Origin of the sequence: Rhodococcus sp. NBC_00294, assembly GCF_036163995.1 — a bacterium.
Lineage (GTDB): Bacteria > Actinomycetota > Actinomycetes > Mycobacteriales > Mycobacteriaceae > Rhodococcoides.
On the sequence record NZ_CP108043.1, the window covers coordinates 3,482,841 to 3,496,019 of the forward strand.

Here is a 13,179-nt window from a genome sequence, read left to right on the forward strand (position 1 = left end):
TACACAGTAAACGGCTGCCTCAGACCGCACAACCCTTTTTCGACCTGCGGAGATGCGCTCACTCGGTGGCGGAGAGACGGGCGTCGACGAGCGCCAAGACGTCGGCTCCGAACCGCTCGAGCTTCTTCGCCCCGATACCCGGGATCGCGACGAGCCCGCGATCGTCGCGTGGCCGTTGCTCCGCGATGGCGGTCAGCGTGTTGTCGCTGAAGACCACGTAGGCAGGAACCTTGAGCGCCTTCGACGTCTCCGACCGCCAGGTCCGCAGGGATTCGAGCAGAGCGATGTCGACGTCGGACGGGCAGTTCTCACACCGCCCGAGCATGGTGGCCACCGTGCCGATGACGGGCTTGCCGCACACACGGCAGACCGGCCGCTTCTTGTGGACGGTGGGTGCGGCGATGCGCGATGCGGGCGACGACTCGGGAACCAGGTCGACCAGGAACCGCGAACGCCGACGCGACTTGCGACCGCCCTCGTTGCGGGCCAGCGCCCAGGACAGTTCGAGGTGTTCCCTGGCGCGCGTCACACCCACGTACAACAGGCGACGCTCCTCCTCCACCGCGGCCTCGTCGGGCGACGAGTTGTTGTCTCCCAGAGCGTGACTGATGGGCAGCGTGCCGTCGGTGAGACCGACGAGGAAGACCGCGTCCCATTCGAGTCCCTTGGCGGCGTGCAGTGACGCCAGCGTCACCCCCTCCACCACCGGAGGGTGCCGAGCCTCCGCGCGCATCGCGAACTCACGCACCAGTCCCTCGAGATCGAGATCGGGTACCTGGACGACGAGATCCTCGGTCAGCGCGACGAGAGCCCGCAACGCAGCCCACTTCTCCCGCGCCTGAGCACCGTTGGGTTCCGTCGCCGACAGTCCCAGGGGAGCCAGCACCGCCTCCACGAGCCGCGGCAGGCCGGCCCCGCTGCGTGCGTCGGACGGCAGGTCGTCCCGGGCGGCGCTCGATCGAACGGCGGCGACGGCCGACCGGACGTCCTGCCGCTGGAAGAAGCTCTCGCCGCCGCGGATCTGATACGGAATTGCCAGATCCGTCAGCGCCTTCTCGTGCGCCTCGGAATGAGCGTTGATGCGATAGAGCACAGCGATCTCGGACGGCGCCGTGCCGGTACGGATCAACCGTTGAATGGTGCGCGCGACTCCCGCTGCCTCGGACACCTCGTCGTCGTACTCCACGAAGGTGGGGTCCGGTCCCGCCGCGCGCTGTCCGATGAGCTGGAGCCGTGTCCCCGCGATGCGCCCCTTCGCCGCGCCGATGACCTTGTTGGCGAGCCCGACGACCTCCGGAGTGGACCGGTAGTCGCGCTCCAGGCGCACCACCGTCGCCTCCGGGAACCGCCGCGAGAAGTCCAGTAGGAACCGCGGTGTGGCCCCGGTGAAGGAGTAGATGGTCTGGTTGGCGTCGCCGACCACCGTCAGGTCGTCCCGATCGCCCAGCCAGGCGTCCAACACACGCTGCTGCAGTGGAGTGACGTCCTGGTACTCGTCCACGACGAAGCACCGGTACCGCTCGCGGAACTCCTGTGCGACGGACGGGCTGTTCTCGAGCGCCGCCGCCGTGTGCAGCAGCAGATCGTCGAAGTCGAGGAGCACAAAATCGGGATCGCGGTTCTTGAGTTCCTCGTAACCCTCGTAGACTGCGGCGACACGATCCGCGTCGGTCGGTGTGTCACGGTGCAGCCGTGCGGCGGCGACCGGATAGTCCTCGGGCGCGATCAGCGAGGCCTTGGCCCACTCGATCTCACCCGCCAGGTCGCGGACACTGTCGGTGGACGTCGAGACGCCGGCAGCGGAGGCGGCCTGCCCGACGACGCCGAACTTGCGATCCAGCAGACGCCAGTCCGTGTTTCCCACGACCTGCGGCCAGAAGTACTTGAGCTGCCGCATCGCGGCGGCATGGAACGTGCGCGCCTGCACCTGCCCGTCGGACGACTGCCCCCGGATACCGAGGACGCGGAGCCGTTCGCGCATCTCCCCCGCAGCTCGCGCGGTGAACGTGACGGCGAGGACCTGACTCGGCTTGACGTGCCCGTCCGCGACGAGGTGGGCGATGCGACGGGTGATCGTCCTGGTCTTGCCGGTTCCTGCACCCGCGAGCACACACACGGGGCCTCGCGGAGCGAGCACGGCGGCCGACTGTTCGGGGTCGAGACCCTCCACCGCATCCCTGTCGTTCACGTGGCCATCATGTCAGCCCGCACCGACACCGCCGGCGCGCCCACCGCCCGATCGGAACAACCGTCGATGACTCCGCGTTGAGTGTTCCGTGACCACAGCACAGCAGAAAGACACAGCCCACGTGCCCGCAGTGACGATGTACTCGACGACCTGGTGCGGCTACTGCCGACGTCTCAAGACGCAGCTCGACGAGAACGGCATCGCCTACACGGAGATCGACATCGAGAAGGATCCCGCGTCCGCCGAGTTCGTCGGGAGCGTCAACAACGGAAACCACGTGGTGCCGACTCTGAAGTACGCCGACGGTTCCACTGCGACCAATCCCAGCCTCGCGCAGGTCAAGAAGGCCATCGGCCTGAACTGAGCCGTGGGCGCTCGCGTTCGTCAGGACTCGAGCGCCGCCCACGACTCCACCATCGCGCGGGCGATGGAGATACTTCCCGGAAGCAGGAGCGGAGCGTCCTCCGAGGCGCTCCAGTCCCCGGCGGCGAGGGCGGTGCGTACCTCGGCGCGGGTGAACCATCGCGCCTCCGCGATCTCACCGTCGTTGAACGACAGCGGTTGTGCAGCGTTCGCGCGCGCCGCGAACCCGATCATCACCGAGCGCGGGAACGGCCAGGGTTGACTGCCGAGATAGGTGATGTCGGACACGTCGAGACCGACCTCCTCGCCCACCTCGCGGCTCACGCACGTCTCGAGCGACTCCCCCGCCTCCACGAAACCGGCGAGCACCGACATCCGACGCTCCGGCCACATCGGCTGGCGTGCGAGGAGGACGCGGTCCGCCCCGTCGTGAACGAGGACGATGATCGCCGGGTCGGACCGAGGCCACTCCTCGTGGCCCGTGAGCGTGCTGGTGCGGGACCACCCCGCCGACGAGAGCACGGTCGGTGATCCGTCGCGCGCACTGAACGCGGCTGCCCGGTGCCAGTTCAACAACGCCACCGCCGTCACGACCAGCCCCGCCGACGACTCCGTGAGGACGTCGCCGAACGACCGCAGATCCGTCACCTCGCCGGCGAGTGCGGCGACGGAGACCGCCCAGACGTGGTGGTCGTCGACGACTCCCAGGAACACCGCGTCCTCAGGCGGCGAGTCCGACGTGTCGACGGCCGGTACGAGCGCCACTCGACCGTTCTCGACCGGCACGCGACCCTGACTGTCCACGCGCAACAGCCGTGCGGTGGGCCACCCTGCTGCGAGTGCCGCGTCGTCGCGACGCAATTCCTCGGCGCGGTCGATCGGGGAACGCGAGAGCATGGGCTCGGACAGAAGTCGGAAGGACACGTCACGACCCTACTGACCGGGTCCGACGGCGGCAGATCCGGTGCACCGCAGTGCGGCTGGTCAGTTGGAGACGCGTCGGATGTAGAGCAGTCTGTCGTCCGCCTCGATCGCATCGACCTCGGGCGAACCGACCCGCACCAGGCGACCGTCACGGACCACACCGAGCACGATGTCCGACAGGTGGCGGGGCGATCCGCCGACCTCGTCGCGTTCGACCTCGCGCTCGGCGATCGCGAAGCCCGCCTCGGGGGTCAGCAGATCCTCCATCATCTCGACGACGCTCGGCGTGGTCGTCGCGATACCCAGCAGTCGCCCGGCGGTCTCCGAGGAGACCACCACGGAATCGGCGCCCGACTGGCGCAGGAGATGCACGTTCTCCGCCTCGCGCACCGCGGCCACGATCTTCGCCTTGGGCGCGATCTCCCGCGCCGTGAGCGTCACCAGCACGGCGGTGTCGTCCCGGTTGGTCGCGACGATGATCGACGCGGCGTACTGAGCACCGGTCAGGCGCAGGACATCCGACCGGGTGGCCGAGCCCTGCACGGTCACCAGCCCCAGGTTGCTCGCCGCGTCCAGGGACGACTGATCGGTGTCGACGACCACGATGTCCGAGGCCGACACCCCGTCTCCGAGCATCGCGGCGATCGCGGTGCGACCCTTCGTGCCGTACCCGACGACCACGGTGTGATTGCGCACGTTGCGCCTCCATCGCTGAATCTTGAACGCCTGGCGCGAACGTTCGGTGAGCACTGACAGGGTGGTGCCGACGAGCAGGATCAGGAAGAAGACGCGCAGCGGCGTGATGACCAGGATGTTCACCAGGCGCGCGGACGGGGTGATGGGCGCGATGTCGCCGTAGCCGGTGGTCGACAGCGACACGGTCGTGTAATAGAAAGCGTCGAGGAAGGACAGCTGATTGTCCTGGTTGTCGGCGTACCCGTCCCGGTCCACGTAGACGACCATGGCGGCCACGAAGAGCGTGGCGAGCGCGATGATGATGCGCTGGTAGATCGCCCGCCAGGGGCTCTGCTCGAACTCCGGGATCCGCAGGACACCCACCAGTGCGAAGTCGGGGCGATCCGTGAGTCCGGTGTCGGTGTTCAGCAGCCGATTCCGCAACCGTCCTGCCATGAATGTGGTCCTCGTCCGTCGCTCGTGGTCGTCGATCCGCCTCGTCGGCTGCCGTGACTGTATCGGAGCATCGAGCCGCGGACCCCCATCAGTCGCTGCAGAACTCCGGTGCTCCACCGTCCTGTTGGCAACGAGCAGACGATGGTGCAGGCTGCGACCATGACGCTCCGTACCCTGCCGCTGCTCGATTCCGTTCGACTCCCGTCGCGCCGACGGGCGGCGGACAGGGCGGCGCAGCGACTCGCGGTCCTCCTCGGCGGAGCCGGTGTCCTGCACTTCGTCACACCGGCGCCGTTCGATTCCCAGGTGCCGCACGTGCTCCCCGGATCACCGCGGACGTACACGTACGTGTCGGGAGTGGCGGAGCTCGGACTGGCGGCCGGACTGATCGTTCCCCGCACTCGTCGCCTGGCCGGCGCCGCGGCCGCCGCCTTCTTCGTGGCCGTGTTCCCGGCCAACCTGCAGATGGCCGCGTCGTGGTTGCAGAGCGAGAAGACCTCGACCGCGATGAAGGTGGGGGTCGTGGCTCGACTGCCGCTGCAGATCCCGCTGATCACGCAGTCCTGGAGGGTGTACCGCGACGCGCGCTGATCACGTCGCCGGGTCCGCGCCCGCCGTGGAGATGATCTCCGCCAACCGTTCCGCGTCCGGGAGATCCGTCGGAGACACGGTGACTCCCGATCGCACGTAGTGGAAGGCCGCCCGCACCGTGGTGAGGGGCACCGGCTCGGAGCGGGTCGCCGACATCAGCTCCGCCCAGGCGAGTCGGTAGGCGGCGAGCTGGATCGCCACCGCACGTTCCTCGGCCGGTGTCGGCTGCGCGCCGGTCTTCCAGTCCACCACCGTCCAGCCACCGTCGGAGTCCGCGAACACGGCGTCCATCCGTCCCCGCAACACGACTCCACCGACCGACGTCTCGAACGGGACCTCCACCTCGACGGGACTGCGCAACGCCCACGGTGACGCGTCGAACGCACGCTGCAGCTCCTCGAGGTCCGTGTCGGCGGCCGAGGCGCCGTCCGCCGCGCCGGGCAGCTCGTCCAGGTCGAGCAGGCGGGTCGCCCCGAAGCGTCGTTCGACCCAGGCGTGGAACGCGGTGCCGCGACGCGCCAAGGGGTTGGGCGCGAACGGGACCGGTCGCCGCAGCGTCGATGCCAGGGCGTCCGGATCCGCGACGAGGTGGACCACCTGGCTCACCGACATGGTGTCGGGCACGACGACGTCGGTTTCCGGCCGCGACACCGCATCACGTTCGGCGAGAAGCAGTTCGACGTCACGCGCCCACCCGTCGGGATCGTCGTCGTCCGGATTCTCGGACGACGATTCCTCGACCGATGCCGACTCGACGAGTGCGGCGCGCACGGCTGCAGACCCCATGATCACGTCCTCACGACGGGCACCCAGCGGATCGGCCGGCCAGAGTGCCGTCAGTTCGACTGTCGCGTAGGGGTTGTCGGCTCCGTCCGGCGGAGTGGGTTCCCAGTGCTGCACGGTCCCGATCTCCGCGCCGCCGATCGCCGAGGTGGTCTCGACGAGGCCGTGCAGTTCGGCGAGGAACGACGAGGGACCCTTCGGCGACGAGGCGCCGGGAGCCCAGTGGTGCGCCGAGACCAGCAACACCCGCTCGGTGCGCGTGAGGGCGACGTAGAACAACCGTCGGTCCTCGTCGAGTCGGCGACGTGCGAGCGCAGCCTTGTGTTCGGTGACGGCGTCGGCGATGTCGCCGCGGTGCGTCGCGCCCTCGAGATCGAGAACGGGGACGCCCCCGGCGTCGTCACCCGGAATCGCCCTGTCACCGCGCAGGGACGGCGGTAGCTCGGCCACCGAGCCCAACCAGGACGCGGACGACCTGGTGGACGGGAACACGCTCTCGCAGACGTGCGGTACCGCCACGACCTCCCACTCCAGACCCTTGGCGGAGTGCACGGTGAGCACCTGCACCCGGTGCGGGTCGACGTCGACCTCGCCGGGCGCGAGGCCGTCCTCCACGGACTCGGCGGCGGACAGGAAGGACAGCAGCCCGGTGAGAGTCGCCGTCTGCTGATCGCCGTACTCCGCGACCACCTCGGCGAAGGCGTCGAGATGCTCGCGCCCGCCCGCGTCCCCCGACGGACGACGTGCCCCCGCCTCCACGTCGATCCCGAGCACTCGCTCGACGTCGGCGACCAGATCGGGAAGTGGCTGACCGAGCCGGTGGCGCAGTGACTGCAGTTCCCCGCCGAGGGCGAGGATGCGCCGATGTCCCGCCTCGGAGTAGCGCGACGGGTCGCCCGGATCCGCCAGGGCGTCCACCAGCCCGGACTGTTCCGATCGCTCCCCGGGCATGCCGTCCTCGAGCGCGCGCCCCAACTCCTCGGCGTCGGTGACCGTGCCCGTCCGCCCGCGGCCGGTGTGCGCCGCGATCTCCCGCGCTCGCCTCCACAGGGCACGCAGATCGGCGGCACCCAGTTGCCAGCGCGAGCCGGTGAGAACGCGCATGGCGGCGCTGCCGGCCAGCGGGTCGCTCACCAGCCGCAGCATCGCCACGAGGTCGGCGACCTCGGGCGTCCGGAGCAGCCCACCGAGTCCGACGACCTCGACGGGCAGGCCTGCGCCGCGCAGAACCTCGGCCATCGGCCCCGCATCGGCGTTGCGCCGCACCAGGACCGCCGCGGTGGGCGGAGTGCGCCCGTCCTCCCGCGCCGTGCGGTACTCCCGCGCGATCGCCTCGGCGATCCACCGGCGCTCGTCGTCCACCGTGGTGGTCAGCGCGAGCCGGACATCGCCGGGCACCGCACCGGGACGCGCGCGCAACTCGTCCACCGCGACACCGCGCATGCGCAACGGGGCAGCCACCGCATTGGCCAGCGCGAGCGCCTCGGGCGGGTTGCGCCAGCTGGTCGACAACTGACGCACCGGGGCCGGGTAGCGCGCCGAGCGTGGGAAGTCGGTAGCGAACCGGGGAAGGTTCGCGGCGGACGCACCGCGCCAGCCGTAGATCGACTGCATCGGGTCGCCGACGGCCGTCACCGTCAGAGTGGAGTCACGGCCACCCCCGAACAGCGAGGACAGCAGGACGCGCTGCGCGTGACCGGTGTCCTGGTACTCGTCCAGCAGCACCAGCCGGCACCGCGTGCGCTCGTCGCGGCCCACGTCCGGGTGGTCCGCCGCGACACGGGCGGCCAGGGACATCTGCCGCCCGAAGTCGAGCAGTCCGTCACGGGTCATGACCTCGTGGAGCCGCGCCACCAGGGGCAGCAGATCGAGCCGGTGTTCCTGCACCTGCAGTATGCCCAGCAGGTCCTTGGTGGGACCGCCGCTCTTCTGCTTCGGGCCCGGTGGCAGATGGTGGATCAGCTTCTCGAGCTCGGTGTGGGCCTCACCCAGGTCGCCCGGTTCGACCAGGTGCTCGGCGAGCTGACCGGACAGGGCGAGCACGGATTCCGTGATCGACGCCGGTGCCCGGTCCAGTGGGACGTCGCCGTCCCATGCGGCCACCACGCGGTGGGCCAGCTGCCACAGCTCGGTCTCCGACACGAGAGTCGTGGACGGTTCGAGCGGCAGCACCATGCCGTGGCGTTGGAGCAGTCGGCCCGCGTACGAGTGGTACGTGCTCACCTCGGGCTCGCCCGACAGGACGGTGCGCCGCAGCTCACCGGACGGATCGAGACGCCGCAGCAGGTCGGACCCGGCCAATCGGGCCAGCCGTTGGCGAATGCGCGTGGTGAGCTGCTGGGCGGCCTTGCGCGTGAAGGTCAGGCCCAGCACCTCCTCCGGCCGGACCAGACCGTTGGCCACCATCCAGACCACTCGCGCCGCCATGGTCTCCGTCTTGCCGGCACCGGCGCCGGCGACGACCAGCAACGGACCGCGCGGAGCCGCGATGATCTCCGACTGCTCGTCGGTGGGCGGGAACTGGCCGAGAGCGACGGCGACCTCGGCGGGGCTCACTCGGGCCACGTCTCTCATCCTTCGGTCACCTGCCTGCCTCTGTCCTGTGCCGGGCAGGACGACGCTATCGGGCAGTGCCGACAGCCGTCGTTGACGCGAGCCTCGAACACCGGGCCCCGCGTGGCACGCGCCGCGTCGACGACGACGGTGCGCCACTGCTCGAGGGTCTCCCCCGTGAGTGCTGCCTGCGCTCGTTCGGTGGCACCGGTCCTGGTGTGCGGCTTGGCGACGTAGACCAACCGCCCGCCGCCGGGACTGCCGGCCGGTTCGCCCTCGACCGCACCGGCGGCGAGTGCCACCTGATACGTCGCGAGCTGCGCGTGCTCGGCCGTCGCCGCGGCCGTCGCCGCGTTCTTACCGGTCTTGACGTCGACGACCACGGGTCGTCCGTCGGGGTCACGTTCGAGCCGATCGATCCGTCCGCGCAGCGCGACGGCGGGCTCGTCCGGCGTGCGCGGTTCCAACACCCCGTCCACCGGCACCTCGACACCGGCCTCCGTCAGCTCGCCGCGTGAGCGTGACATCCACTCCTGAAACGTCTCGATCATGGTGGCGGTACGTGCGAGCTCCTTGCGCGAGAACCACGCAGATCCGAGATCGACTGCCACCCAGGCTTTCTCCAGCTCTCTGCGCACCTCGTCCGGCGGCACCCGACCGGCCACTGCCTGCACCAGCGTGTGCACCAGCGTTCCGGTGACCGCGTGCACGGTGTCACCGTCGGTGCCCCCGTTGCGTTCGAGCGCCCACCGCAGCGGGCACGCGGTGAGCACCTCCACCGTGGACGGCGACAACGACACCGGCCCGTCCGCCGGATCCCACAGCGGCATCTCGGTACTGGTTCCGGACAGCCCGTACCACTCGTCCGGGTGGGCGCCGCGCACCCCTTCCCGCGCCAGTCGCGCCAGGTGCCGTGCGGCGCGCGCACGGCGGTCGGGGTCGTTCTCCGCGACACGACGGTCGCACACGACCGCACGCAGCTCGGCGACCAGAGCGGGCAACGCGAGCACCCGGCCGAGAGGCGCGGTGGGGCCGGCACCGGAGTCGCTCTCGTCGACGTCCGAGTACCGCACGGCATCGGACGCGAGCAGGTCGTCCACGAACCTCGACCGCACGGTGTCCGCGCCACCGGTCACCGAGTCGACGGCGGTGACGAGCAGGCTCGACCGTGCGCGGCTGCACGCCACCAGAAACAGGCGACGTTCCTCCGCGAGCAACGGTGCGGTCCGCGAGACCCGATCGTCCAACTCGCGATCGCCGTCGGAGACACCCGCGGCGAGATCCACCAGGGCCTCGACCCCGAGCAGCGATCCGCGCGGGCGCAGCGCGGGCCACAGTCCCTCCTGTACGCCCGCCACCGCGACGACGTCCCACTCGCGCCCGACCGCGGCATGGGCACTCAGAATCCGCACCGCGTCGGGAACGATCGCGGGACGCCGCCCGTCGCCCACGGGAACCTCCTGGTCGGTGACGTACTCGACGAACCCCTCCAGGGTGCCGCGCGGGAGTGCGTCGACGTACGCGGCCGCGGCGTCGAACAACGCGACGACGCTGTCCAGATCCCGATCTGCCTGCACGCCGAGAGGCCCACCCCGGGCGGACGACGCCACCCACCGGCGTTCGAGCCTGGTGGCACGCCACCCGGCCCATAGTGCGTCCTCGACGCGGCGACCGGCCGGGCCCACTGCCTTCGCGATGGCCGTGACCACGGCACGGACGCGGGTGAGCGGTGCCTTCTCGACGTCGGACAGACGTGCGACGAGCGGGTCGACCGAGGAGCCGATCATCGCGGCGCGCAGCAGCACGGACGAGTCCCGCTCGCCGCCCTCGGCCACGTCGCCCCGCCGTAGCCCACGACGCAGTCTGCGGACGGCGAGCGGATCCGCCCCTCCGATGGGACCTTCGAGCAATGCCAACGCAGCGTCGTCGGAGAACACCGCCGCCGACCGCTCGGGTGCGCACCGGGCAGCGGCGACCGCACGCATCGCGAGCAGTAGGGCAGCCGCACCACGGTGCCGATGCAGGGGCACGGCCGTGGCGGACGACACCACCGGCACCCCCGCGGCGTGCAGCGCGCGACGCAGGGACGGCAGCGACCGCGGAACGGAGCGGACGACGACGGCCATCTCCGACCAGGGCACGCCGTCGGCGAGATGCGCGCGGCGGAACGTGTCGGCAATGGCGGTGGCCTCCTTCGCCGTCGAGGACGCGACGACCACCCGCACCGGCGGAACCGCGCGGGTCTCCTCCTCGGCCGACGGGTGTTCGTCCTCCGCCCTGTCGTCGCGGAACTGCGTGCCGACACGGTGTGCGACCCGACCGGACAGGTGCGCGGTGATCGCCCGCTGCACCGAGCCGACACCGGAGTCCGAACGGTGGTTGCGGGACAACACGACGCGACGACCACTGTGCCCGTCGTCCAGATCGGTGAGGAAGTGTGCGTCCGCGCCGCGGAAGGAGAAGACCGCCTGATCGGGATCGCCGGCGACGACGGTGGACGACGCACCGGCGGAGAGCAGCCGCACCAGCTGGGCCGCCTGCGGATCGAGGTGCTGGGCATCGTCCACCAGCACGTGGCGGATGCGGCGGCGTTCGGAGACGAGCAGGTCCGGATCCGTCGCGAACGCCGTGAGCGCTGCACCCACGAGCTCGGCCGCGTCCAGCCCGGGCGACGTGGCCTCCGGAGTCTCGACGCCGACCGATCCTCGAAGCAACATCGCCTGTTCGTACTGTGCGGCGAACTTGCCCGCAGCGACCCACTCGGGCCGAGAGTGCTTTCGCCCCCACGCGATCAAGTCCTCCGGACCGAGCCCGCGTTCCGCGGCGCGCAGGACGAGATCACGGAGCTCGGACGCGAAGCCCACCAGTCCGAGCGCCGGGCGCACGCGCTCCGGCCACCGGGCGGCGCCGTCCGCGATCTCACCGCGGAGCATCTCGCGGATCACGGAGTCCTGCTCCGCGTTGGTGAGGAGACGCGGCGGCGGATTGCCGTAGGCGGACGCCTGCAACCGCAGCACGGCGAAGGCGTACGAGTGCACCGTGCGTACGAGTGGCTCGCGTGTCGCGCGGGGCTCGGAGGACACGCCCAACAGCCCGGCGGTGATCTGCTCGCGCATGTCGACGGCCGCCTGACGCGAGTGCGTGAGCACCAGGACCGACTCCGGATCGCTTCCCGGCGCCGTCATCCGCGCCACCGCCACATCGGCGACGAGCGCGGTCTTCCCGGTGCCCGGACCGCCCAGAACCTGCCACGGCCGGGAGTCGCCGGGCTCACTCGGCGCGACCAGCGGCGCACACTCCTGCGGCCACGTGCGCACCTGCGCGACACGGTGCGTCCGGCGCACCAGCCGGATACCGCCACGGGTGACAGCCGCGTCTCCGGTGGTGCCCGCGCCGTCGTCGTTCATGAGGCGCATTGCATCATGGGAGTCCGACACAGCCCCAGATCCCACACAGCCCACTCTCCGACACCGACTCGGTTCCGCCACCGCGTCGACACTCGACCGCTCAGGAGACCCCATGCCGACGACCTCCGAATCCTCCGCCTCCACGACGGATGCCGACGACGTCGCCGTGTACGGCCCGGCGTCCGGACCGGTGGTCCTGGCGATCCACGGCATGACCGGCCACGGCAGGCGCTGGCATCGGTGGAGCGAGCACCTGCCCGAGGCCCGCGTCGTCGCTCCGGACCTGGTGGGTCACGGCAGGGCACCGTGGACTCCGCCGTGGTCGATCGAGCGCCAGGTCGATCGGCTGGCCGACGTCCTACGGGCCCACTCGGCCGGGCCCGTCGTCGTGGTCGGCCACTCCTACGGGGGCGCGCTCGCGATCCATCTCGCGAGGTCGTTCCCGTCGCTCGTCGCGGGACTGGTGCTGCTCGATCCCGCCATCGGCCTGTCGCCGGACTCGATGCTGGAGACGGCGCAGTCGACGGTGCTGTACGACGACTACACCGATGCCGCGGAGGCACGCTCGGAGAAGCTCCACGGCGCGTGGTCCGACGTCCACCCGGCTCTCGTCGACGAGGAGATCGCCGAACACCTGGTGGACACCGACGACGGGCGAGTGCGATGGCGGACGTCGACGGCCGCGGTCGTCGCGTCGTGGGGCGAGCTCGCGCGCCCGTTCGTGCTGCCGCCCAGTGACATTCCGGTCACCGTCGTGCGCGCCGCGCGGGTGGACCCGCCGTACCTCACACCGGAGTTCCGGGACGCACTCGTCCGCTCGTCGCCGGACGTGCGGATCGTCGACCTGGACTGCGACCACATGGTGCCGCAGGCGAAGGGTCCCGAATCGGCCGCTCTGGTCGACGAGATGATCCGACGCGTGACGACGTCATGAGCCGCATCACCGACGAACAGGTCGAGGCCGTGCGCGCCGTCGTGGCCGCAGTCCCCCCGGGCAGTGTCACCACGTACGGCGACATCGCCCGGGTCGTCGGACTGCCCAGCCCACGCATCGTCGCGTGGATCATGCGGACGGACTCCTCCGATCTGCCGTGGCACCGGGTCATCCGTGCCGACGGCCGCCCGGCTCCCCACCTCGTGACACGTCAGCTCGCGGCGCTGGCCGAGGAGGGGGTGTCGTCCGTCGACGGCCGCATCGCTCTGGCCTCGGTCCGGTACCGCCACGAGCCCTGATCGAGT

General features: G+C 70.7%; 9 protein-coding genes. 4 read left to right on the forward strand and 5 right to left on the reverse strand.

Annotated elements, in window-relative coordinates:
* Nucleotides 1-58: 58 nt before the first annotated feature.
* Nucleotides 59-2,188, reverse strand: coding sequence for an ATP-dependent DNA helicase UvrD2 (locus tag OHB23_RS16275; RefSeq protein ID WP_328809898.1), 2,130 nt, complete (start codon nucleotides 2,186-2,188; stop codon nucleotides 59-61).
* Nucleotides 2,189-2,324: 136 nt separating this feature from the next.
* Here OHB23_RS16275 and OHB23_RS16280 point away from each other — a divergent pair, with 136 nt between their 5' ends.
* Nucleotides 2,325-2,552 (forward strand): mycoredoxin, encoded by a 228-nt coding sequence (locus OHB23_RS16280; RefSeq protein WP_037186837.1) that lies wholly within the window; start codon nucleotides 2,325-2,327, stop codon nucleotides 2,550-2,552.
* A 20-nt stretch (nucleotides 2,553-2,572) separates the two neighbouring features.
* On the opposite strand, the gene nudC is transcribed toward OHB23_RS16280, so the two are convergent.
* A complete protein-coding gene (gene nudC, locus OHB23_RS16285; RefSeq protein ID WP_328811664.1) occupies nucleotides 2,573-3,448 on the reverse strand; it encodes an NAD(+) diphosphatase in 876 nt (291 codons plus the stop codon).
* Nucleotides 3,449-3,535: 87 nt separating this feature from the next.
* Nucleotides 3,536-4,606: a potassium channel family protein gene (locus tag OHB23_RS16290; protein ID WP_027506830.1), complete on the reverse strand. Its 1,071-nt coding sequence runs from the start codon at nucleotides 4,604-4,606 to the stop codon at nucleotides 3,536-3,538.
* A gap of 159 nt (nucleotides 4,607-4,765) precedes the next feature.
* Between OHB23_RS16290 and OHB23_RS16295 the strand changes: the two genes are divergently transcribed.
* The gene (locus OHB23_RS16295; RefSeq protein WP_328809899.1) at nucleotides 4,766-5,197 is read left to right on the forward strand and encodes a DoxX family protein; all 432 of its coding nucleotides are present in this window, start codon (nucleotides 4,766-4,768) and stop codon (nucleotides 5,195-5,197) included.
* On the opposite strand, the gene OHB23_RS16300 is transcribed toward OHB23_RS16295, so the two are convergent.
* Together OHB23_RS16300 and OHB23_RS16305 are read right to left on the reverse strand one after the other, a co-directional pair.
* Complete coding sequence (locus OHB23_RS16300; protein WP_328809900.1) at nucleotides 5,198-8,554, reverse strand: ATP-dependent helicase; 3,357 nt, start codon at nucleotides 8,552-8,554, stop codon at nucleotides 5,198-5,200.
* Nucleotides 8,551-11,940 (reverse strand): ATP-dependent helicase, encoded by a 3,390-nt coding sequence (locus OHB23_RS16305; protein WP_328809901.1) that lies wholly within the window; start codon nucleotides 11,938-11,940, stop codon nucleotides 8,551-8,553. Before OHB23_RS16305 ends, OHB23_RS16300 begins: the two co-directional genes overlap by 4 nt.
* A 112-nt stretch (nucleotides 11,941-12,052) precedes the next feature.
* Between OHB23_RS16305 and OHB23_RS16310 the strand changes: the two genes are divergently transcribed.
* Nucleotides 12,053-12,874 carry an alpha/beta fold hydrolase gene (locus OHB23_RS16310; protein WP_328809902.1) on the forward strand — a complete coding sequence of 274 codons (822 nt, stop codon included), beginning with the start codon at nucleotides 12,053-12,055 and terminating at the stop codon, nucleotides 12,872-12,874.
* A complete protein-coding gene (locus OHB23_RS16315) occupies nucleotides 12,871-13,173 on the forward strand; it encodes an MGMT family protein (RefSeq protein ID WP_027506835.1) in 303 nt (100 codons plus the stop codon). Before OHB23_RS16310 ends, OHB23_RS16315 begins: the two co-directional genes overlap by 4 nt.
* The last annotated feature ends 6 nt before the right edge of the window (nucleotides 13,174-13,179 follow it).

Bases quoted from the DNA above. Each gene is read 5' to 3' on its own strand.
- OHB23_RS16310 (WP_328809902.1), top strand. From the start codon at position 12,053: ATGCCGACGACCTCCGAATCCTCCGCCTCCACGACGGATGCCGACGAC.
- OHB23_RS16315 (WP_027506835.1), top strand. From the start codon at position 12,871: ATGAGCCGCATCACCGACGAACAGGTCGAGGCCGTGCGCGCCGTCGTG.
- OHB23_RS16280 (WP_037186837.1), top strand. From the start codon at position 2,325: ATGTACTCGACGACCTGGTGCGGCTACTGCCGACGTCTCAAGACGCAG.
- OHB23_RS16300 (WP_328809900.1), bottom strand. From the start codon at position 8,554: ATGAGAGACGTGGCCCGAGTGAGCCCCGCCGAGGTCGCCGTCGCTCTC.
- OHB23_RS16295 (WP_328809899.1), top strand. From the start codon at position 4,766: ATGACGCTCCGTACCCTGCCGCTGCTCGATTCCGTTCGACTCCCGTCG.
- nudC (WP_328811664.1), bottom strand. From the start codon at position 3,448: ATGCTCTCGCGTTCCCCGATCGACCGCGCCGAGGAATTGCGTCGCGAC.
- OHB23_RS16290 (WP_027506830.1), bottom strand. From the start codon at position 4,606: ATGGCAGGACGGTTGCGGAATCGGCTGCTGAACACCGACACCGGACTC.
- OHB23_RS16305 (WP_328809901.1), bottom strand. From the start codon at position 11,940: ATGAACGACGACGGCGCGGGCACCACCGGAGACGCGGCTGTCACCCGT.